A 21476-nucleotide genomic window follows, 5' to 3' on the forward strand; every position below is an offset into this window, starting at 1 on the left:
AACCTCACATTAACTGCTATTCAGGGTCGGGTTTGCTTCCGCTGCACGAAAGTCCCAACCTCTATACCTAATCCAGTTTAATCCCCAGAGTAGGAAATTTATGACAATCTCAAAAAAAGATTATCGAACAAGTATTGAAAGACTAAATTTTACATCATAAGTTCCCGATTTACAACAAGTTCAGCGGTTCGCATCTCTAGAGTGTTGCCGTGATATATTGAGTTTATTCGATCGACCGTAGCAGTTTTTTTCCGCCAACCTAACTGTTGCTGGGGCCAACTCTACCCAAAGACAGATTGTGCTTGCCGGATACAGCAGCGCCCTAGTTTGAATACTCGATCCCCAGTCGGTCATGGCTAAAAAATCAAATTAGTCGGAGGTATAATTTAATCATTTTCTGGCAATATTTACGCATAAACCGGGTTTTATCACGACATTCTCTTGCGTAAGTCCACGGAGCCGGTTATAAAAACCTTGTTTTTTTCGTACTATTATTGCCTAAGCTTTGTGTTGAGTTACAAGTTATCAGTGGTGGAATTTCAACTAAAAACTGTGCAGCGCAGTGGCAGTCAAAAAGCCATCTCAAAATTTTTCTGATCGGGTGCGGTTGGCGGATAATTAGATAGGAACTTTGTAGGAACTGCTGGTGAGGAGTTTAGCGAACAAAACAATGGTGAAGAGCAAATTTTGGTTTGACAAGTTAATTGTACTGAGCTTGAGTGCAGCGGCGCTGTCGGTGGGCCTACAGCAGCAGGCGACTGCCGAACTGGTGGCTAATTCAAGTAATAGTGCGATCGCGGCGCAGCGGCCCACACCCGAGACAAAATTGCCGAATCTCGGAACCCCAGAACTGCCGCCCCTGGGAGAACCATTTCGTTATATTCCCCAGGAACCAAAGCCTGCGGTAAATCCTATTGAGGAAGTGCGTTTAGTGCTGAAATTGCGAGAACGCCGCGTCTATGTTTACCGACAAAATAAGGTGCAAACCAGTTTCCCGGTTGCTGTAGGAAAAGGCGGGTGGGAAACTCCTACAGGCAATTTTAAAGTTATGCAAATGATCAAAGATCCTGTTTGGCAAAATCCTTGGACAGGAGAACTTATTCCTGCTGGGCCAGACAATCCATTAGGGAGTAGGTGGATGGGGTTTTGGACGGATGGCAAGAATGTGATTGGTTTTCACGGTACTCCGAATCCAGAGTCGATCGGGGGGGCGGCTTCTCACGGCTGCGTCAGAATGTTTGATAAAGACGCACAGGCTTTATTTGAGAAAGTCGCAGTTGGCACACCGGTGGTAGTTGAGCATTAATTATTTGGAGGTTGGGGTGCATAAAAACATCCAGGAACAGGCAAGATGCCTGTTCCACAAAGACTTAAATTTGGTTGTGGGGTGGGCAGGAGAGCCCGTTCATGAAAGACTGATTGATAATGGTGATTTTCGGTGAGTTAGAACTTACACCTTAAACCCTCTCAGCAACAGGCTTTTCCGCCTGTTGCACAAAGAGTTAAATAGATTGCTGATATTTCTCCAGCAACTCCGGGATGTAATCGTAGCCGTCAACACCGATCGCCGGAATGATATTCGCTCGACTTTTAGCCAAAGATTGTTTAAAAGATTCCGCCCCCATTTGACCCCGCAAAATTGTCAACAAACCAGCCGATTGACGCCACTCCATCGCGCCAATTTGCTCCAAAGTATACATCCCCAAACTGCCTGCAAATATCGCTTTTTCTAGTGAGTTGATTCTGTAATAAGCTTGAGCCAAGTAAGCCAAATTCAGACCTTGCAAATATAAATCCCCTGAGAATTGAGCCGCTTGCCAACCTTTGAGCAAATATTCGATCGCAGCTTCAGCATTTTCTAGGGCGATTTTAGCGATACCGAGACTGCTGGAACAAAAAGCTTGACTTTGGCGATCGCCCAATTTCTCCGATAGCAACAAACCTTGTTCCAAATAACCGATCGCACTCTCGTAAACCTCCGGTTCCACCTCCTCCAACTGCCGCGCTTGAAACACTTCACTGTAACCCAAATTAGCCAGAGCATTTGCCTCGCCTTGTCGCTCTCCCGCTTGTCGTGCCATAATTAAAGCCCGCTGGCTGTAATTAATCGCTTCCTGATAATTTTTTTGAGCAACATAGTTGCGGCTGATGTGATTGAGATTGGCAACTTCGCAAGCTTTGTCTCCTTCCATGCGGGCAATTTCCAGCGCTTGCTTGTGCAGCAAGAGCGATCGCTCGTAGGCCCCAGCCGCCTGCATCGAATAACCCAAAAGCGTTAGAATCCGAGCTTTCGCTTGAGTGCCTTCAACTCGCCGCAGCGGTTCGTCTAAATAATCCAAAGTATGCCGCAGGGCTTTACCATCAAACGAAGCAAAAATTCCTCCGTAAAGCGGAAAATATTCACGCTGAGAAAAAGCACGCAAAATTTGCAAAGTTACTTGAAAACAAGCATTTGCCAACTGCTCGCCACTCTTGGTAGAATTATTAAACCCACTAGCTAGCTGACTCCAAATTACCGCAAAAGTAATGTAAGTAGAAATTGAAGCTTTTGTTGACACTTTGGAATCATAAACTTGCTTGTCAAACCATGTCGCCAACGCCCGCTGCAAGCACTGCAAAATAATCGCCGCTTCCACCAATATGCCTAAATCTAAACTCGATTGCTGGGCTGCGAATTGAACTACAGATTCACCGAGCGCAATAGTATTCAAAAGAGCCTGGGGAAAGGGACTGTTAACTTTTTTTGCCCAAAAAGCCCAAGGCCCATTTTGTTCGGGACTACCGGCAAATCCTAGCTGCTGCGGCTGATAAATCCAGCCCACGAGTTCCGGTTCCAACCGCTGCCAAGATTCTAAACCTTTAGCGATGCCGGCAGTGATTTGCTGCAAATCTTGTTCGGTTTCAGGATTGGCAGTTTGCAGCATTTGTTGGTGCAGGGATTTTGCCAATTGCTGCAATTGAGCCAGAGTCAGCGGATGTTCTTTATTCGGATCGATTACTTGCAATAATGCCAGGAGACGGGCGTTAGATTCTGCCGTAACGATTTGTTGGATTGAGGATGCAATTGCGCGATCGACGCGGTTATCTTTCTGCCAGCGTTCCCATTCTCCTTGGATGGTTTTGAGAGCTCGGAGGGTGCGATTTGCCTTTGCTTGTTTGATTTCGTCTTTTTCATTTCTGACTTGATTTTCGGCGGCATCAAGGCGTTCGCCGAAACAGCGTTCAAAGATTTCGCCAGTACCCGTACTAATGTCTTGCACCAGCATTTGATAAACTTGTTCTTTGGAACGAATTTGACCTTTGAGGGTGATTTCGACAATTTTGTCGATTAGGGCTAGGTAGCGATCGCGCAATGAGGTAGATTCAGGCATAAGTTATTTTTAGTTAATAAATTTTTATGGACAGCGCTTGCAGCTTGCACCATTTCATGCTGCTACTTAATTTTACAGCTCATCTGGATTAATGCCCATTGCTCGGAGTCGATCGGCTAATGGATTTGCCCGCTGACTTTCAGATTCGGCTCACTGCCTTTCCAATTGAGATCGCTGTCTTGCAAATTCTTCTGGAGTCAGAACTCAATTCCCATTAACATCATACCAGTTACAACCTCTGATGTTGCAAGAAAGAACCTTACCACAAACCCAAACTCAACTTTATTTCCAGTATCCATAATCGAGAACGTGTTAACACTTGTTCGCGGTAAAGGTTGCCCACTAAGCGAACTACTTTCAATTGGTTGTTGTATTCGCTAAAACTAAATTAATAACGAATTTTCAAAATTCTCTCGTAAATAGGCAACTTGGTCGGCGGTTGATTTGGTTCCGATTCTGTCAGGCTCAAATCTTCATCTTCCCTACCTAGTAACAGAACTTAAATGGCGATTAAACGACTTACTGCTTTGTAACAAATGACGTAATTTTCGCCCAAGTCTCTGTCTCGGCAAACTCTCAAAACATGGACAACTAAATACCAATCGGGTCTTTTGTACCAATTGGGAGGATTGGAGTCGTAGTAGAGATTTATATCGCTGACAGAGAATACGCGATCGGCTGGATAATTAGGGAGAAATCAACTATCTCAAAAATTTTGTGATTGCCAAGGTGATATTCGTCAGGCAAGCCTGGGAGATTCGAGCCTTCACTTGGTAGAGCGTAAATCGTCAGCAGCACTTTTGTTTGCGTTGGGCGAATCTGTTATGTACATTGTTATACAATTATCCCTGCGAGATGTTAAGGAGATTCAGGCGGTATGGTAATTCTTACCATTATAACGCGATGTGATTTGTCGTGGCAGAACGTCGCTATCCTTTGCACCGGAAGTTTTTGCTAAATAACGATGATCGCCCACACCTTTTCTTAATAAATATTCTCATTTTGCTATGACGGTCGGTTTGAGATTTTTTTGGAGAGCTATAACGTATTTTAGTATGTAATGCAGGTAACATTTTTAAGTGCAATCGCTCAATTTTTTGAGTTTGATGCTGCGCCGAATTCGAGCGACCAAAAAAGATGACGACTGGCAATAACAACAGGTTGACATAGATGAGGTATTTGTAGTATGGTAGGTGGGATCATTTATTGCACATCTGCCACCCAATATCTGCGACACAATTAGTTGTGGCTCTGCGGACTTTTTTATGAGTACAGAAGCCGTTTTCGGTCAACGCTTAGACGGCTACACCAAAACTCAATTAAGACTCTGTTAGTATCTTTACTGTTTACATCTACTGATTTTGAGGTAACAAACAATGAAAGACTTAATAATGGGTTATGCAACCAACTGCAAATTCGATGATTTCTACAGATTCGTTGTATCCACTCGTCAGCATTGTGATCCAGATAAAGTTGATATTGTTGTGTTTATTAATGCTTTAGGAGATGAGTTTGCAAAGGTAGCTCTAGAAAAAAATATCACCCTTATACCAATTGAAAATGTGTGGAAGTGGGTTACTAGCTCAAAGATCCTAAATCTCATCTATCACGCAAAGATGGTGGGACTGCAAGCTTTAATTCGACTAAGTTCAGGGTCTAACCGTACCTACTTAGAGGAGGATTATAGGAGTACGGTTGCCAATTGGATTCATCCACTAGCAGGTCGGTGGATTACTTACCATACATTCCTTAAGGTTAACTCCAGTTATCGAATGGTTATGACTTCAGATGTGCGTGATGTTGTTTTCCAAGCTTCTCCCTTCGATGACTTAGACTCTAGTAAGCTTCACGTTTTTGAAGAAGCAGGTATTTATTTTGGAGCGCCCACTCCAGAAAATGTAGATAGTGAATGGGTGAGTGGTGTTTATGGAAAAAAAACTCTTGAAAAACTGTTGGGAAAACCTATACTCTGTGCAGGCACAGTATTAGGAGGAAACCATCTCATGATGCAATTAATTGAATTAATGGTGGTGGAGGCTCAACGCCATCGTCGTAAGCCTCTAGATCAAGCAATGTTCAATAAGGTGATTAACTATGAATTTCCCAGTAACCAAACAGTGAGACATAATTTGAAGAGTGGTGCCGTCCTCACACTGTGTGGAGATCATGAGAGATGTTGGGAGATTGAAGATGGCAAAGTGATGGTTGATAATCGACTTGTTCCTGTTATACATATGTACGATCGCGATTCTCGGACTAAGGAATTATTTCTGAGCAAGATTCCAAGTCCACAGAAGTAACCTCTAACCTGATTTGCTTAGGAATTACCTAACTCGCTTACCTTAATCGGACTCTGCTATTTTCTCAAGTCTTAGTTTAAACCCCTTGAACGGTTACATCCGTGGTGTTCTAGTCGATGAAATTCTGTAATCGCTTCGGAAGTTGAGTTAAACTTCCCCGTGGGGGGAAGTTGAGCTTAAACAGGGAAACTTTAATAACATTCCGCTTTCGTTTTTCTTTAACGCCTTAGTTTTACACTAGAAATCCTGCCTTCTCTCAGACTTGACGACGGCACACCATTCTTGAAATAACACCAAGCTCGATCGCCCTCCACTCCCGGCCTCACCAAAGTAAAAGCCTGACATTGTTCATCAAACGCACCGATTTGTTTGCAAAGATCCGGGTCGGGTTGGCTAATGTACATATTGCTATAATCAGCGCCGATTCTGTCAGTATTTAACTCAAAATTCCACTTTGTCAACAGCCACTAGCTGCGGCACAACAGTTTTAGCTTCTGCACAAATTTTATTCAAAGCAGAGGCTGCACTACTACGCACATTTGAATTGGAGTCTTTCAGCAAGACAATTAGCTGCGGCAGTACAGTTTTAGCTTCTGCACAAATTTTATTCAAAGCAGAGGCTGCACTACTACGCACCTTTGAATTGGAGTCTTTCAGCAAGACAATTAGCTGCGGCAGTGCAGTTTAAGCTTTTGCACGGATTTTATTCAAAGCAGAGGCTGTACTACTACGCACAGTTGCATCTGAGTCTTTCAGCAAGACAATTAGCTGCGGCAGTGCAGTTTTAGCTTCTGGACCGAAACTTCCCAAAGCATTGGCTGCACTACTACGCACAGTTGCATCTGAGTCTTGAAGCAGGGAAATTAGCTGTGGCACAGCAGTTTTAGCTTCTGCACCCATCCTTCCCAAAGCATAGTCTGCACGGCTACGCACCTTTGCATCGGAGTCTTTCAGCAACAGAATTAGCTGCGGCACAGCAATTTTAGCTTCTGCACCCATCCTTCCCAAAGCATTGGCTGCACGGCTACGCACAGTTGCATCGGAGTCTTTCAGCAACAGAATTAGGTGTGGCACAGCAGTTTTAGCTTCTGCACCCATCCTTCCCAAAGCATAGTCAGCACGGCTACGCACAGTTGCATCGGAGTCTTTCAGCAACAGAATTAGCTGCGGCAGTGCAGTTTTAGCTTCTGCACCAACCGACACATCTGAGTCTTTCAAGATTTTGACAAAGGCAGGAATAGCAGGAAGAGCAATTTGTCTTAGAACCTCAGCAGCACTCTGGGGGACTGACAAATTCTTATCCTGCAAAGCTTCCATCCAATCAGGGATGGCTGGTTCACCTATTTTTCGTAACAGCTTAATAGCTGGATCAAGTGCGCTTTCATCGTTACTCTTTAACTTCTCGGTGAGGGAGGCAATCTGTTTGGGATTAGCTGTGGGTTCGTCCCCAATTCCAGCCGCAGCATTGCGAGTCAACAGCAAAGGGGAGGTGAAAGATAGAAACGAGAGGGCAATTACGGCAACTAATCTTTGTCGGTAGTGCTTCGTCATGGGCCAGAATCCTTGTATTTGATGAGCCGTCTCAGCCATTTGAATAATTGTGTATACATTCTCATCAAAATGTTTCAGGACTCCGGGCGATCTAAATTTGTGCTTGTCTGTGGTGAAATCGATCGCCCTAAATACTGCTTAAAAAGCGCCACTTTAAGAAGATTCTGGTTCTTTCCTGGAAAAACCCTTCTTTACGTGTAACTCTTGCTGGGAATTTGAATATACGAATCCGGCATTTCATTCTGCTGGTGAATCGCAAAGAAACGGCGCTCAATTTCTTTGAGAACTGCTGCATCATAATAAATCATTGCACAATCAACACAAATCTCTACTGGCGTGTTAGGAACTAGCAAGTATTTACCTTGATGGCTGTAAAGGTAATTGATTCTACGTTCCTCATAGCGGTTGCTGCCTCCGGTATTGCATCGGATTTCTCGCATGGGTTTATCCTCATTATCCCGGATTTCGGATTCTCAATCGACCTAATTCCGCAGTGATAATAGCACCTGACTGGAGTTCTTGTCCGTGAAGTGCGATCGCCTGCAAGCAAACTTCTGCTTGCTGTCTCGCCGCTAGATTAACTAAACGGATAATCCCGCAGTGAGCTACGCCTCGGACTATTGCAAGTTCGCCAAAATCTTTGTCTAAGGTTACTAGAATACGACCCTCATTATATGCACGAGAAAGAATCTCTTCGTCGCCCAGATCTTCGGGCAAATCTCCCGTCCATATTGCATCATGTCCCGCGATTTCGAGTTGTTGGCGGGAGCCGCCCCAAACACAAGTATCCAAAAGAATTTTCATTTGCCAGCTTCGGCCAAGAGAGGTTCGATACGCTCGTGACTAACCAGTCGGTGAGCATAAACTAGACAAGCCTGAATATCTTCTCTTTCTAGCCAGGGATAGCCTTCTAGAATCGTTTCAGGAGTGTCGCCTGCAGCTAACATTCCTAGAATATGCTCAACTGCAAGACGGCGACCCCGAATAATGGGTTTTCCGTTAAATATCTTGGGATTTACTGTGATTCGTTCTAAGAGTTTTTGAGCATCCATAATTTGAGGCATAATTAGAGAATCACTATTTTATCATATTTGATGATTTCCGAACCCCTTACCCTCTCAACAAGCAATCCTGTTTTAGCAGCCAAAGGATTAACTCGTCGTTTTGGTGGTTTAATTGCTGTAAACAACGTATCTTTTACAGTTGAAAAACACGAAATTTTTGGATTAATCGGCCCTAACGGCGCGGGCAAAACCACTCTATTTAATCTAATGACTGGACTGATACCTGCTTCTAGCGGCAACCTGATTTATCAAAATGAAAATATTTCCCAATTGAAGCCTTATCAAATTGCTAATAAAGGTATTGCCCGAACTTTTCAAAATATTCGTTTATTTGGGGAACTTTCTGCCCTAGAAAATGTCGCGATCGCCCGACACATCCACAGTCGATCGGGCAATCCAGTTTTATCGGTGCTGGCGGGGATTTTCGGCTTGCCAGCATCTAACGCAATGGAACGCAAAACCCAGCGTAAAGCCTTAGAATTGTTGGATTTAGTCGGATTGGGCGATCGCGCGGGCGAACAAGCCAAAAACTTGGCCTACGGCGACCAGAGGCGCTTAGAAATTGCCCGCGCTTTAGCCTTAGAACCGCAAATACTCTTGTTAGATGAACCTGCCGCAGGGATGAATCCCAGTGAAAAGCACAAATTAAGCGAATTTATCCGAGAAGTACGCCAACAATTCAATTTAACTGTAATATTGATCGAGCATCATGTACCGCTAGTTATGGGGTTGTGCGATCGAATTGCCGTCTTGCATTTCGGTCAGCTTATTGCTTTGGGAGAACCTGCTGTTGTGAGGAATGACCCGGCGGTGATTGAGGCTTATTTGGGAGATGAAACGTAGAAATTGTAAATGTTTCCCCGGCTCTGGCGGGGAAGCGACATCTACAGGCTCGGCCTCGTTTGGTAACAGGAAAAATCGAGGCCGAGCCTCTGGTTCTGCGTTACCAGACAGAGCGGGGGAACGAGTAAGATTAATAGTTATTGTTAAATATATCTCCCAGTCCTATTAAGAGGACTTCAGCTATGAGCCAGGGGTTGAAGCCTCTGGCGGACTCGCGGACTAACCGACTAGCGAACTGCGGGAAAAGAGAGAAAATTTTATCAACAATCAACTCACACAAAATGCAACACAGCTCACCCAAAACCACCCAAAACATCCTCTTAGAACTCAAAAATGTTTCTGTAAGTTATGGGGGAATTCAAGCCATACAAAATATTAATCTCACGATTAATGCAGGCGAGGTTGTCAGTCTCATCGGTGCCAACGGTGCGGGCAAAAGTACGACCCTGAGAGCGATTTCTAAAATAGTTAATTTGCGGCAAGGACAAATTATTTATAGCGGGCGCGATATTAGCCGCCGCCAAGCTCACGAAGTTGTGAAATTGGGAATCGCCCACAGTCCAGAAGGGCGGCGGGTTTTGGCGCAGCAAACGGTGTTGACTAACTTGGAATTGGGGGCCTATATTCGATCGGACTCGGCGGCAGTAAAAGCCGATTTAGAGCGCCAATTTGAGATATTTCCGCGCCTAGCAGAAAGGCGCCGCCAGCTAGCAGGAACCCTCAGCGGCGGGGAACAGCAAATGTTGGCGATCGCCCGCGCTCTGATGAGTCGCCCGAAGCTGCTATTATTAGACGAACCCAGTTTAGGCTTAGCACCCGCGATCGTCAAAGAAATTTTTGCAATTATTCAAAACCTCCGCTCCACAGGCGTTACAATCCTCTTAGTCGAACAAAATGCTAGTTTAGCACTGCAAATTGCCGATCGGGGTTACGTACTAGAAGCTGGTAATATTACCCTCACAGGTATAGGAGCGGATTTGCTAAACGACGAGCGAGTCAGGAGCGCATATTTAGGTTGACTTGGTTAATTTTTGGAATTTTGACCGCTTTCTTTGAAGCCGTCAAAGACGTTTTTGGCAAACAAAACCTCAAAAAAAGTGACGAATATGTCGTCGCTTGGTCTCTGTCATTTTTTTCAGTCATCTTTTTGATTCCCTGGGTATTTTATACAGGAATTCCGCCATTAAACTCTCAATTTTGGCTCGCCCTATTAATCGGAGGTAGCATCAACGCTGTCACAGCCCTCCTCTACATCAAAGCCATCAAAGTATCAGATTTATCCCTGACACTACCGCTGGTAGCTTTGACACCCTTATTCATGTTGGTAACATCACCGTTAATTGTCGGTGAATATCCCAAATTATTTGATTATATTGGCATTTTACTAATCGTAGCAGGCTCTTATTTATTAAATATCAAAGAGAAATCTAAAGGATATTTAGCCCCATTCAAAGCACTGCTGGATGAACCCGGGCCAAAATTGATGTTAATCGTCGCATTACTATGGAGTATTGCCGCAAATTGTGACAAAATAGGAGTTACCAATTCCTACCCTATTTTTTGGGTATTCTCTTTGTTTGGTACAATGAGTGTTTTGCTACTGCCAGTTTTATTGCACAAAACCCCAAATCCAGGGCGACAAATTCTCAAACAATTACCAATGCTAGCGGCTATGGGGTTTATCAATGCTATTGGAATAATTTTTCAAATGCAAGCTTTGACATTAACTTTCGTAGTGCGAGTGATCGCGCTTAAGCGTACTAGCGTGTTAATGGGTGTATTGTTCGGTCATTTCATTTTTAAGGAAAAAGATATTCAAGAAAGATTATTAGGGGCCGGAATCATGATTGTGGGAGTTTTATTTATCAGTTTATAAGTTGAGATTTCCCGGACTTTGACGCTCATTCTCCCCCCGAATGTAGGGGCGGTGCCGCCGTGCCCGCCCTTTCTAGGTTGGGCGGGAATGTCCGGGTTGGGAAACACGCCCTAGCCTTTATTTATGTATAAGTCATGTTATAGTAAAGGCGATCGCACTTCCTCTCACTATTTATTAACATAAAAAAATTAATGCACAAAATAGCCGCCACACCCGGAGGTTGGAACCCTCAAGCAGAAGGAGTAATTTTTATTCAGCAAACCCCAGCACCAATAGTATTTATTAGTGCTGCTGACACCGACATTCAAACACTCGCGGCCGCCTCCTCCAAAATGCCGACAAAATTTCCCCAAGTGCGCGCCGTAAACCTGCTTCAGTTGCAGCAACAACTAACAATTGATACTTATGCCGAGGAAGTTTTAGAACGCGCCGAGGTCATAATATTAAGACTTTTAGGAGGGCGTTCTTATTGGTCTTACGGGTTAGAAATTCTGCGGGAAACGGTGCAGAAAACTAACGCATCACTGATTGTAATGCCGGGAGAAGACAGTCCAGATCCCGATTTAATCAGCCATTCCAATGTATCGCTATCAGCAGTCAATAAACTGTGGCGCTATTTCACAGAAGGCGGAGTCCAAAACTTTGTTAACGCACTAAAATTTGCCGCCGATACTTGCCTAAAAACTGCTTATAGTCCGCCCCTCCCTCAAACAGTTTCCCGCGTCGGGATTTATGATTGGAAAAAGCAAATTGAATCGTCTCCAACTTGCGGACAGGGGGACATTACTTCTACATCTAAAGTCGGAATTTTATTTTATCGCGCTCATTATTTATCAGGAAACTTAGCACCAATTGATGCACTTTGTCAATCTCTAGCAGAGCGAAATTTAGTCCCAGTTCCCGTCTTTGTGTCTTCTCTGCGGGAACCAGATTTGCAAATAGAATTGCTGGAGTATTTTCAACCTAAAGAATCCGAACCAATTCAATTATTGCTCAACACCACAAGTTTTGCAGTCTCGGGTTTCAGCAGTCAAGAACCGGAACAAAACAGCTTAAAATCCTTAGACGTTCCCGTATTGCAAGCAATCTTCAGCGGTGGCGGTTTGGAACAGTGGGAAACTGAATTACAAGGACTTTCGCCCCGCGATGTGGCGATGAATGTAGCATTGCCGGAAGTAGACGGAAAAATTATTACTAGGGCTGTTTCTTTTAAAGCGGTACAGACTTGGAACAGCGAATTAGAAACAGATGTAGTAGGCTATGTAGCAGCGGGCGATCGCATTCAATTTGTAGCAGATTTAACCGCGAATTGGGTGAAAATGAAACAAACCCCAGTTGCCAACAGACGCATCGCCATAATTCTGGCAAATTACCCCACTCGCAACGCCCGCTTAGCCAACGGTGTCGGCTTAGATACGCCCGCTAGCTGTGTCGAAATCCTCAAAGCTATGCAGCAAGCGGGCTATCAAATTGAAAACATCCCCGCTAACGGCAACGAGTTAATTGAACTCCTGACTTCTGGCGTGACAAATGACCCGGAAGGACGCGAATTGCGGCCTGTTCATCAATCTTTGGATTTGGCAGAATATGAAGAATATTTTGCTAGTTTGCCACAGCAAGTGCAAGATGGGATTTGTAACAGATGGGGGCTTCCGGGAAGCTATGCACAAGATTTTATAAGTAACAATACGTCTTTTCCGATTCCGGGAGTTCAGTTCGGTAATGTATTTGTAGGAATTCAACCATCGCGGGGATACGAACTTGACCCTAGTTTAAATTATCACGCCCCAGACTTAGAACCAACTCACAATTATCTAGCTTACTATTATTGGTTGCGAGAAAAGTTGGGAATTGACGCTATAATTCATGCCGGAAAACACGGCAATTTAGAATGGCTTCCCGGTAAAAGTATAGCCTTGTCTAATAAATGTTATCCAGAAGTAGCATTAGGCGCGATGCCGAATTTTTATCCGTTCATTGTCAACGATCCGGGGGAAGGTTCCCAAGCAAAAAGACGATCGCAAGCTGTGATTATCGACCACCTGACACCGCCGATGACTCGCGCCGAACTCTACGGGCCTTTGCAGCAGTTGGAAACCTTAATTGATGAGTATTGTGAAGCCCAAAGTTTAGATCCGTCCAGATTGCCCATGATTCGCGATCGCATTCTCGCCCTCACCAACAAAGAAAACTTAGATAAAGACTTAGGAATACAACTAAATAAATCGGAATTTACAGAATTTATAACTCGCACAGACGGCTATCTTTGCGAACTCAAAGAATCCCAAATCCGCGACGGATTGCACATTTTCGGTCAGTGTCCCGAAGGTAGACAGTTGAGAGATTTGATAATTGCGATCGCCCGCCATCCCACCAACGGGCGATCGGGCTTAACCCGCGCCCTAGCTGAAGACTCAGGCTACGATTTCGACCCCTTAACCTGCGATCCAACCTCGATAATTCAGAACCGCACAGCAGGCGATTTAACAGCAGAACTCGAAGAAAAAGCCGCTGAATTAGTAGATAATTTAATCGAAAACATCCGCGTTAATCCGCGTTCATCTGCGGTTAAAAATATCCAACTAGGAGAAGCAACCCAACAAGAATTAGACTGGATAAGTAACTATCTTTTACCTTCACTCCTCCAAACAGATCAAGAAATTACCAACCTTTTGCGCGGACTAGATGGGCGGCACATACCAAGCGGCGCATCCGGCGCGCCCACTCGCGGCAGACCAGATGTATTGCCCACCGGTCGGAATTTTTACTCAGTAGATATCCGCGCCATTCCCACAGAAACGGCCTGGAGAGTTGGCAGAGTTGCTGCAGAAACTTTAATCGAAAGATACACCCAAGAAAATGGCGAATATCCTAAAACTTTGGGTTTGTCAGTGTGGGGAACATCCACCATGCGGACGGGGGGAGACGACATCGCCGAAGCCTTGGCGCTGATAGGAGTTCAACCAGTTTGGGATGGCCCTTCGCGCCGGGTTGTAGATTTTGAAATCTTGCCAGTTTCTGTTTTGGGGCGGCCGCGCGTTGATGTTACTTTGCGAATTTCTGGCTTTTTCCGCGATGCTTTTTTTAATTTAATTGATTTGTTTGACAGTGCGGTAAAAGCTGTGGCAGATTTAGACGAATCGGCAGAAAATAATCCTTTAGCAGCACAAGTTCAAGCAGAGATTCAGTATTGGGAATCTACAGGTCTGAGTCAGGAAGAGGCGCAAGGGCGATCGCAATTTCGAGTTTTTGGCTCAAAACCGGGTGCTTACGGCGCAGGGCTTCAAGGCATAATTGAAGCTCAAAACTGGACAGACGACAACGATTTAGCAAAAGCTTACATTAATTGGAGCAGTTACGCCTATACCTCCTCTAGTTCCTCAAATTTGCCGGGAGACGTAGCAGGAGTTAACCAGAGTGAATGGGGATGTTCTGCACCCGAAGCCTTTGAAAAACGCCTCGGCCAAATGCAAATTGTTCTGCAAAACCAAGACAACCGCGAACACGACATCCTCGACTCCGATGATTATTATCAATTCCAAGGGGGAATGACGGCCGCAATTCGCAATTTGCAAGGCAAAAATCCTGAAACCTATTTCGGAGACAACTCGATTCCCGAGAAGCCGAAAGTGCGGCAACTGCGGGAAGAGATTGCGCGGGTTTACCGCAGTAGGGCTGTAAATCCCAAATGGATAGAAGGTGCGATGCGACACGGTTATAAAGGTGCTTTTGAAATTGCAGCAACTGTTGATTTTTTGTTCGCTTACGATGCTACGGCAAATTGTGTAGAGGATTTTATGTATGAAGGAATCGCAGAGGCTTACATTTTTGATGAGAAAGTGCAGGCATTTATTCAAGAAAACAATCCTTGGGCACTGCGAGATATGGCGGAAAGATTGCTAGAAGCTCGTCAGCGGGGGTTATGGCAGAGTGCGAACCAGGATACATTGGATAAATTGAGGTCGATCGCCCTGGAAGCCGAAGCAGTCATCGAATCCCATACATAAATACTCAAAAGTCACCATCGCCGCTGCAGACCAATGGTGGCTTGCGGTAATATCTATTAATGTTTCGCGATCGCTGAAAGCTTTATGATTCGCCGCTACATTGCTAGCATCAGCACCAGCATCTTAAAACGTACCTGTGCCGCAACCGCCTTGCTAGCCTTAACTTTGGGATGTTCGTCTACCAAGCCGCCCAACACCGCAGCGCCATCGGGTTCGATCGAATCCGCAGTCCTAGCGCAGTCCCCAACGTCTCTGTTAGCCCGAAACCCCAACAAATCCAAAAAATCCGTCAGCGTTTCTTCATGCCCTCAAAACGATGGCTTCACCGAGGCAGTTAACTTTGCCACCCAAGCTTCTAATTTGGCTCAATCAGCTAATTCAAAACAAGACTGGGACGAAGTAGCCGCCCTGTGGGTGCAGGCCGTCGCCTGGATGCAAGCCGTTCCCGCCGGCAGTCCCAGACGGGCGTTTGCGGAGAAAAAAGTAATCGAGTACATGAGAAACCTGGTTTATTCTCAGCAGCAAGCGACCGCAACCCGATCGCAAGCCAGTACAGTCAGCTTCAGCAGCGATTTGCTAAACGAACAACTACAACTTTACCTATCCTACGTTGCTGCGGTCGGGCCGCCAGATGTTTTGATTGTCGGTAGTTCCCGGGCATTGCAGGGCGTCGATCCCAAACAGCTAAAACAATCTTTGGCCCAAAGGGGCCGTCCGAGCTTAAAAGTATTTAACTTTTCAGTCAACGGTGCAACTGCACAAGTAGTTGACTTTCAACTGCGGCGGCTTTTGAAGCCGGAGCATTTGCCTCAAATGATTGTCTGGGCGGATGGTGTGCGGGCATTTAACAGCGGCCGGGACGATCGCACTTTTAATTCGATCGTCGATTCTGAAGGCAGCCAACTTTTAGCAGCAGGCATTCGCCCCGAACTGGAGTTGGATGAACCCAACGAGATCCCGCTGTGTTACAGATTCCCGCAGCCCTGCGCTAACAACACTTTCCGCAAAGCATTGGCATCTGTCGATCGACCTTTCAGGGGCCGGCAAGAAGTCGACCCCCCAATCAAATTCCTGTCTAGTGGAACGGGAATTTTGCCCGTTGCTGACACCCACCCCACACTCAAATTCCTGTCCAGTGGAACGGGCATCTTGCCCGTTGCTGAGAATGCTGCAAGATATGAGTTAAAACCGATCGCAGCGAATGCAGCAACCCAAAAAGCCCAATTGATTCCAGTGTCGCGACGCACAACAGTAGCCATCAGACAACTCAACCAATTGGCAGATTCGATCGACTCTAACGGATTCATGGCTATGTCGGGCACTTACAACCCCAACACTTATTATCGAGAACGTGCTTACGTTTCAGGCCAGTACGATCGCGACTACGAAAACTTTAACCTCGGAGGCAAACAAGCAACAGCCTTTAATTCAGTTGTAGCATTTACCAAAGCTCGCAAAATTCCCCTAATTTTCGTCAATTTACCCCTCACCAACGACTACTTAGACGGAACTCGCCTGCGGGCAGAACAGCAGTTCCGGCAGCGAATGCAGCAACTCTCGCGGCAAAAAGGCTTCGCTTTCCGCGACTTGTCGCAGCGGTGGCCGGGCCGCAACGACTATTTTTTTGACCCCAGCCACCTCAACCGCTTTGGGGCGATCGCAGTTTCTCGCCTACTCGCGGCCGATTCCAGCATTATCTGGCCGCGGGCAAAATCCAGCCGCAGCGAGGGATAATACCATTTTCGATTTTCGATTTTCGATTAAAGAATTGGGAATGACAGATGATATCAAATCCGCCCTTCATCGGAATTATTCATCTCTCCTCCCTTCCTCTGTATCCTCTGCGTCCTCTGTGGTTTAATCATTCCGATATAACCGGAATTGATATGAGATAAGGGTTTGCAGCTTGCCAAAAATTGGATTACTTTTTGGAATTGCTATAAACCAGAGGCAGAGTCTCCGAGGGGAGATGCCCTGCGGCATCGGAATAATATTTTTCCGAGTACAGTGCGATCGTCCCGCTCGCGGCAATTCAGTCTAAAATCTAATCATCTAAAATCCAAAATCTAAAATCTAAAATCGATAGGTTGTGCAACTAAAACAAGTAATTATCGCCCACAAAGCCAGAGATACCCTCAGCCAGCGGTGGGCTGAACAGTGTTCCCGCCAATTAGAAAGTCGCGGGTGTCAGGTTTTAATGGGGCCCAGTGGCCCGAAAGATAACCCGTATCCGGTTTTTTTAGCTTCTAGTAACAGCCCAATTGATTTAGCGGTGGTGCTCGGCGGCGACGGTACGGCCTTAGCTGCCGCGCGGAATTTGGCGGCTGATGGCATCCCGATTTTGGCAGCGAATGTGGGGGGACATCTGGGGTTTTTAACCGAGTCTTTTGAGGATTTCCAAAATACTGAGGAGATTTGGGACAGACTTTCGGAAGACAGGTATGCTGTGCAGACGCGGATGATGTTGCAGGCAACAGTTTTTGAGGGAAACAGAAGCAATCTCGAACCCCAAAGCGATCGATTTTTGGCACTAAATGAAATGTGTGTCAAACCTGCTTCAGCCGATCGAATGCCGAGCTGTATTCTAGAAATGGAAGTTGACGGCGAAGTAGTCGATCAATATCAAGGCGACGGTTTAATTGTGGCAACTCCCACCGGTTCGACTTGCTACACTGCATCTGCCAACGGGCCGATTATGCACTCGGGAATGGAGGCGATCGCAGTTACTCCGATTTGCCCTTTGAGTTTATCTAGTCGGGCGATCGTACTCCCGCCCGGTTCAGTCGTCAGCATTTGGCCTTTAGCAGATTACGAACTCAGTACCAAACTCTGGACAGATGGCATTTTGGGTACTGCAATTTGGCCAGGACAGCGCGTAGACGTGCGGAGGGCAGACTGCGAAGCCCAGTTTATCATTTTGCGGGAAAACTATTCTTATTTCAACACTTTGAGGGAAAAACTTCACTGGGCAGGAGCCCGAATTCGGTACAGCAACAATCACCGCAATTAATCCGAATCATCCACCATGAAACTGCATTAACCCCTAGGACACGTAAGCGTGAAAAAACCTGTTAAATCACCAACAATCTAGATACAAAAACCGCCATCAGCCAACCCATAATGTCTGTACTTTGTTAAGATCGCTCAATATCTTGACAAACAGCCTGATCTATGCAGATTTTCAAAAAATCAACCCGACCTTTCAACCCTCAAGATACATATCCCTGTCCCGTGTGCCGCACCGGTCAAATTTCCACCCTAGCAATGATGGACGCCCTAGCTTGCAACTTCTGCCAGCACATTTATACCGCAAGCGTTGAAAGACAATCGCTCCAAATGGCCGATCGCCAACCGCCCGTAACTTGGCACTGGAACGGCAAACAGTGGATAGGAGCCCACCTCGAAGGCGTAGAATTCGGATGGCCCTACTTTGCAGCGGCTATTGGTCTAATTTTCCTTCCCACTACCTTGCTGGGACTTTCAGCTTACTATTTTCCCCCGGTTCCCGGCAGCCGGTTGTCGTGGCTGCCCGTAGCTTGGACAGGCTTAGCTTTTTTGTCGCATTTAGGCATTGTGCTGTGGTTGGTAGGTGAATTTTATCAATTCCCGGTGGTCACTTACTTCAGAGCTTGGCGGCGCAGAATAAGCCGGCGCTAGCTTAAATGCTCTCTAACAGCCGATCGTCCCAGGACGGCACACCGACATCGATCCAGGTAAAATTAGAGGCGATCGCAAAATTCAATTCCCAATCAGCACTGAAACAGCTATAATCGTTAGCTATTCTAAATAGTCAAAAGCAAACGCATTGCGATTTGTGAGGAGAGCGATGAACATACTTGGAATCTCGGCGTACTATCACGACAGCGCCGCAGCCTTAATTCGCGACGGAGAAATTATAGCAGCAGCGCAGGAAGAAAGATTTTCCCGCAAAAAGCATGACGCCAGATTCCCTAAGAATGCGATCGCTTATTGCTTGAAAGAAGCGCAAATAGATTTGCGGGAACTCGATCACATAGTCTTTTACGACAAACCTTTAGTCAAATTCGAGCGCCTTCTCGAAACCTATTTAGCCTACGCACCCCAAGGTTTTCGCTCTTTCCTAGCAGCCATGCCAATATGGCTCAAAGAAAAGCTTTACCTCAAAACCATGCTCAAAAGAGATTTGGCAGCAATAGCAAACTGCAAAACGAATAAACTGCCATCTCTGCTATTTACCGAACACCACCAATCCCACGCAGCATCGGCATTTTTCCCCAGCCCCTTTCAAAAAGCAGCCGTTTTGTGCCTCGACGGCGTGGGCGAGTGGGCAACAACCTCGGTTTGGTTGGGAGACGGGAACCAACTGACACCTCAGTGGGAAATCGATTTTCCCCACTCCTTGGGTTTGCTTTATTCAGCTTTCACCTATTACACCGGCTTCAAAGTTAACTCTGGTGAATACAAACTCATGGGTTTAGCTCCTTATGGCGAACCCAAGTATGTAGACAAAATTCTCAACTATTTAATCGACCTCAAAGATGACGGAACTTTTCGTTTGAACATGGATTATTTCAACTATACAGTTGGCTTAACCATGACAAACAAGAAGTTTGACGAACTGTTTGAAGGGCCGCCGCGTCAAGCTGAAGGAAAATTGACTCAGCGAGAAATGGACATTGCAGCTTCCATTCAAGTTGTTACCGAAGAAGTGGTTTTGCGGCTTTGCAGAACAGTTAAAAAAGAATTGGATGTCGATTATCTTTGTATGGCGGGCGGCGTTGCTCTCAACTGTGTTGCTAACGGCAGACTCTTGCGGGAAGGTATTTTCAAAGATATTTGGATTCAGCCGGCAGCGGGAGATGCTGGCGGTGCTTTGGGCGCAGCTTTGGCGATTTGGTATCAGTATTGCGAACAAACTCGCACTGTGAGCGCGAACTCGACAGCAAATAGTAGAGAATCCCTCAAAATTGAACTTGTCACCACAAACTCAGCGGTTGAGGAGAGGACTGAAGTTCTCACTGCCAACCCAGCGGTGGCAACTGTGGCAAAGTCTGTTGCTCATTTAACTTGTCACGATCAAATGCGCGGCTCTTATTTGGGCCCGAGGTTTACTGACGCAGAAATTCTAGAATATTTGGATGCTGTCAAAGCTAGCTATCACCGATTGGACGATGCCGAATTAATGCCGCAGTTGGCGGAGATTTTGGAACAGGGAAATGTGGTGGGATGGTTCCAGGGACGGATGGAATTTGGGCCGCGGGCTCTGGGCGGTCGATCGATCATTGGCGATCCCCGCAGTGCTAAAATGCAGTCCGTAATGAACCTGAAAATTAAATATCGGGAATCATTTCGACCTTTTGCGCCCTCAATCTTAGCCGAACGAGTTGCGGATTATTTCGAGATTGACCATTCTAGCCCTTATATGCTATTGGTAGCACCTGTCAAGTCCAGTCTCCGTATTCCGATGACTCCCGAACAAGAGCAGTTGTTTGGCATTGAAAAGCTCAACATTCCGCGATCGGAGATTCCGGCTGTCACCCACGTCGATTACTCGGCCCGCATTCAAACTGTTCACAAAGAAACCAATCCTCGGTACTATGACTTAATCAGCCATTTTGAAGAGCGATCGGGCTGTTCTATTGTGGTAAATACTTCTTTCAACGTCCGAGGCGAACCCATTGTTTGCACTCCAGAGGATGCTTACCGCTGTTTCATGCGAACCGAAATGGACTATCTGGTTTTGGAAAATTACTTGCTTCCCAAGTCCGAACAAATTCCTTGGAAACAAGATGATGCTTGGAAAAATGAATTTGAACTAGATTAGTCATTAGTTATTAGTTATTAGTTGTTAGTTGGTACGAATAACTAATAACTAATTCCCAATTCCCTATTCCCAACTCCCCATTTCTAATGAGCGACGAAATTAAAAAACTCGACAAAAAAGGCTTGCGCGATTTCGGGCTGCTAATTGGTGGCTTGATTGCAGTGCTGTTCGGTTTAGCAGTACCTTTACTGAGGCGGCATTCTCTACCTTGGTGGCCCTGGGCAATCGGCGCAGTCCTAATCGTGCTAGCATTGGTTGCGCCAAAATCGCTGAATCCCGTTTATCACGCGTGGATGCGCTTTGGACTTATTCTTAACAAAATCGAAACGCCGATCGTCCTAGGGATAGTTTTTTACCTGATACTTTGGCCGATGGGAGTTATTAAAAGCCTGTTGGGCGAAGATGCCATGCGGCGAAAACTCAATCCGAAAATGGATACTTACCGCGTCCCAAGTAAAGCAAGAACAAAAGTTAGTATGGAGCGTCCTTTCTAAGTGTTTGAATCAACATTAGATTTTCTCAAAGATTTGTGGGCGTTTATGAAAGAACGCCAAAAGTATTGGCTGTTGCCGCTCATTGTGACTTTAGTCTTTTTGGGAGCTTTGATTGTATTAAGTCAGGGTTCTGTGATTGCTCCATTTATTTACACGCTGTTTTGAAA

General features: G+C 45.7%; 20 protein-coding genes. 12 read left to right on the forward strand and 8 right to left on the reverse strand.

The genetic code is table 11. The features are described 5' to 3' along the window. Positions 1-180: 180 nt before the first annotated feature. Positions 181-354, reverse strand: coding sequence for a hypothetical protein (locus QUA77_RS10415; protein WP_333039049.1), 174 nt, complete (start codon positions 352-354; stop codon positions 181-183). A 316-nt stretch (positions 355-670) separates the two neighbouring features. On the opposite strand from QUA77_RS10415, the gene QUA77_RS10420 reads away from it, so the two are divergent. Further along, the gene (locus tag QUA77_RS10420) at positions 671-1306 is read left to right on the forward strand and encodes a L,D-transpeptidase (protein ID WP_333450054.1); all 636 of its coding nucleotides are present in this window, start codon (positions 671-673) and stop codon (positions 1304-1306) included. A gap of 196 nt (positions 1307-1502) precedes the next feature. Here QUA77_RS10420 and QUA77_RS10425 read toward each other — a convergent pair whose 3' ends face one another. Beyond that, positions 1503-3371 (reverse strand): tetratricopeptide repeat protein, encoded by a 1869-nt coding sequence (locus tag QUA77_RS10425; RefSeq protein WP_333450055.1) that lies wholly within the window; start codon positions 3369-3371, stop codon positions 1503-1505. A gap of 1376 nt (positions 3372-4747) precedes the next feature. On the opposite strand from QUA77_RS10425, the gene QUA77_RS10430 reads away from it, so the two are divergent. Further along, positions 4748-5671 carry a hypothetical protein gene (locus QUA77_RS10430; RefSeq protein WP_333039054.1) on the forward strand — a complete coding sequence of 308 codons (924 nt, stop codon included), beginning with the start codon at positions 4748-4750 and terminating at the stop codon, positions 5669-5671. Positions 5672-5889: 218 nt separating this feature from the next. On the opposite strand, the gene QUA77_RS10435 is transcribed toward QUA77_RS10430, so the two are convergent. The 6 genes from QUA77_RS10435 to QUA77_RS10460 all read right to left on the reverse strand — a co-directional run bounded on the left by QUA77_RS10435 (position 5890) and on the right by QUA77_RS10460 (position 8286). Beyond that, positions 5890-6132 (reverse strand): PAN domain-containing protein, encoded by a 243-nt coding sequence (locus QUA77_RS10435; RefSeq protein WP_333039055.1) that lies wholly within the window; start codon positions 6130-6132, stop codon positions 5890-5892. After that, positions 6113-6331, reverse strand: coding sequence for a HEAT repeat domain-containing protein (locus QUA77_RS10440; RefSeq protein ID WP_333450056.1), 219 nt, complete (start codon positions 6329-6331; stop codon positions 6113-6115). Before QUA77_RS10440 ends, QUA77_RS10435 begins: the two co-directional genes overlap by 20 nt. A gap of 24 nt (positions 6332-6355) precedes the next feature. Then, complete coding sequence (locus tag QUA77_RS10445) at positions 6356-7222, reverse strand: HEAT repeat domain-containing protein (RefSeq protein WP_333450057.1); 867 nt, start codon at positions 7220-7222, stop codon at positions 6356-6358. 191 nt (positions 7223-7413) lie between these two features. Further along, positions 7414-7662 (reverse strand): type II toxin-antitoxin system MqsA family antitoxin, encoded by a 249-nt coding sequence (locus QUA77_RS10450; RefSeq protein WP_333039057.1) that lies wholly within the window; start codon positions 7660-7662, stop codon positions 7414-7416. A 13-nt stretch (positions 7663-7675) separates the two neighbouring features. Next, positions 7676-8026 (reverse strand): DUF5615 family PIN-like protein, encoded by a 351-nt coding sequence (locus QUA77_RS10455; RefSeq protein WP_333450058.1) that lies wholly within the window; start codon positions 8024-8026, stop codon positions 7676-7678. Further along, positions 8023-8286, reverse strand: a complete 264-nt coding sequence (locus tag QUA77_RS10460) for a DUF433 domain-containing protein (protein ID WP_333039059.1) — start codon at positions 8284-8286, stop codon at positions 8023-8025. The genes QUA77_RS10455 and QUA77_RS10460 overlap by 4 nt, the downstream gene beginning before the upstream one ends. A gap of 30 nt (positions 8287-8316) precedes the next feature. Between QUA77_RS10460 and QUA77_RS10465 the strand changes: the two genes are divergently transcribed. The 10 genes from QUA77_RS10465 to QUA77_RS10510 all read left to right on the forward strand — a co-directional run bounded on the left by QUA77_RS10465 (position 8317) and on the right by QUA77_RS10510 (position 21474). Continuing rightward, positions 8317-9129 (forward strand): ABC transporter ATP-binding protein, encoded by an 813-nt coding sequence (locus QUA77_RS10465; protein ID WP_333069509.1) that lies wholly within the window; start codon positions 8317-8319, stop codon positions 9127-9129. Between the two features lie 281 nt (positions 9130-9410). Next, positions 9411-10148, forward strand: coding sequence for an ABC transporter ATP-binding protein (locus tag QUA77_RS10470; protein WP_333450059.1), 738 nt, complete (start codon positions 9411-9413; stop codon positions 10146-10148). Next, entirely contained in the window at positions 10145-11005 is an 861-nt protein-coding gene (locus QUA77_RS10475; protein WP_333450060.1) for an EamA family transporter, read from the forward strand. The genes QUA77_RS10470 and QUA77_RS10475 overlap by 4 nt, the downstream gene beginning before the upstream one ends. 191 nt (positions 11006-11196) lie before the next feature. Next, a complete protein-coding gene (gene cobN / locus QUA77_RS10480; RefSeq protein WP_333450061.1) occupies positions 11197-15012 on the forward strand; it encodes a cobaltochelatase subunit CobN in 3816 nt (1271 codons plus the stop codon). 84 nt (positions 15013-15096) lie between these two features. Continuing rightward, positions 15097-16746 carry a hypothetical protein gene (locus tag QUA77_RS10485; RefSeq protein ID WP_333450062.1) on the forward strand — a complete coding sequence of 550 codons (1650 nt, stop codon included), beginning with the start codon at positions 15097-15099 and terminating at the stop codon, positions 16744-16746. A 355-nt stretch (positions 16747-17101) separates the two neighbouring features. After that, on the forward strand, positions 17102-18022 hold the full coding sequence (locus tag QUA77_RS10490; RefSeq protein WP_333450063.1) for an NAD(+) kinase: 921 nt from the start codon (positions 17102-17104) through the stop codon (positions 18020-18022). 161 nt (positions 18023-18183) lie between these two features. Further along, positions 18184-18669, forward strand: coding sequence for a hypothetical protein (locus QUA77_RS10495; protein ID WP_333450064.1), 486 nt, complete (start codon positions 18184-18186; stop codon positions 18667-18669). 169 nt (positions 18670-18838) lie between these two features. Next, positions 18839-20815 (forward strand): carbamoyltransferase, encoded by a 1977-nt coding sequence (locus QUA77_RS10500; RefSeq protein ID WP_333450065.1) that lies wholly within the window; start codon positions 18839-18841, stop codon positions 20813-20815. Between the two features lie 86 nt (positions 20816-20901). Beyond that, on the forward strand, positions 20902-21309 hold the full coding sequence (locus tag QUA77_RS10505; RefSeq protein WP_333450066.1) for an SxtJ family membrane protein: 408 nt from the start codon (positions 20902-20904) through the stop codon (positions 21307-21309). Then, positions 21310-21474 (forward strand): DUF5989 family protein, encoded by a 165-nt coding sequence (locus tag QUA77_RS10510; RefSeq protein WP_190734603.1) that lies wholly within the window; start codon positions 21310-21312, stop codon positions 21472-21474. It abuts the gene before it with no gap. Positions 21475-21476 lie beyond the last annotated feature (2 nt).

This window comes from Microcoleus sp. K5-D4 (genome assembly GCF_036704575.1).
GTDB lineage: Bacteria > Cyanobacteriota > Cyanobacteriia > Cyanobacteriales > Microcoleaceae > Microcoleus.

Bases quoted from the DNA above. Each gene is read 5' to 3' on its own strand.
- QUA77_RS10415 (WP_333039049.1), bottom strand. From the start codon at position 354: ATGACCGACTGGGGATCGAGTATTCAAACTAGGGCGCTGCTGTATCCG.
- QUA77_RS10420 (WP_333450054.1), top strand. From the start codon at position 671: ATGGTGAAGAGCAAATTTTGGTTTGACAAGTTAATTGTACTGAGCTTG.
- QUA77_RS10425 (WP_333450055.1), bottom strand. From the start codon at position 3,371: ATGCCTGAATCTACCTCATTGCGCGATCGCTACCTAGCCCTAATCGAC.
- QUA77_RS10430 (WP_333039054.1), top strand. From the start codon at position 4,748: ATGAAAGACTTAATAATGGGTTATGCAACCAACTGCAAATTCGATGAT.
- QUA77_RS10445 (WP_333450057.1), bottom strand. From the start codon at position 7,222: ATGACGAAGCACTACCGACAAAGATTAGTTGCCGTAATTGCCCTCTCG.
- QUA77_RS10450 (WP_333039057.1), bottom strand. From the start codon at position 7,662: ATGCGAGAAATCCGATGCAATACCGGAGGCAGCAACCGCTATGAGGAA.
- QUA77_RS10455 (WP_333450058.1), bottom strand. From the start codon at position 8,026: ATGAAAATTCTTTTGGATACTTGTGTTTGGGGCGGCTCCCGCCAACAA.
- QUA77_RS10460 (WP_333039059.1), bottom strand. From the start codon at position 8,286: ATGCCTCAAATTATGGATGCTCAAAAACTCTTAGAACGAATCACAGTA.
- QUA77_RS10465 (WP_333069509.1), top strand. From the start codon at position 8,317: ATGATTTCCGAACCCCTTACCCTCTCAACAAGCAATCCTGTTTTAGCA.
- QUA77_RS10470 (WP_333450059.1), top strand. From the start codon at position 9,411: ATGCAACACAGCTCACCCAAAACCACCCAAAACATCCTCTTAGAACTC.
- cobN (WP_333450061.1), top strand. From the start codon at position 11,197: ATGCACAAAATAGCCGCCACACCCGGAGGTTGGAACCCTCAAGCAGAA.
- QUA77_RS10485 (WP_333450062.1), top strand. From the start codon at position 15,097: ATGATTCGCCGCTACATTGCTAGCATCAGCACCAGCATCTTAAAACGT.
- QUA77_RS10495 (WP_333450064.1), top strand. From the start codon at position 18,184: ATGCAGATTTTCAAAAAATCAACCCGACCTTTCAACCCTCAAGATACA.
- QUA77_RS10500 (WP_333450065.1), top strand. From the start codon at position 18,839: ATGAACATACTTGGAATCTCGGCGTACTATCACGACAGCGCCGCAGCC.
- QUA77_RS10505 (WP_333450066.1), top strand. From the start codon at position 20,902: ATGAGCGACGAAATTAAAAAACTCGACAAAAAAGGCTTGCGCGATTTC.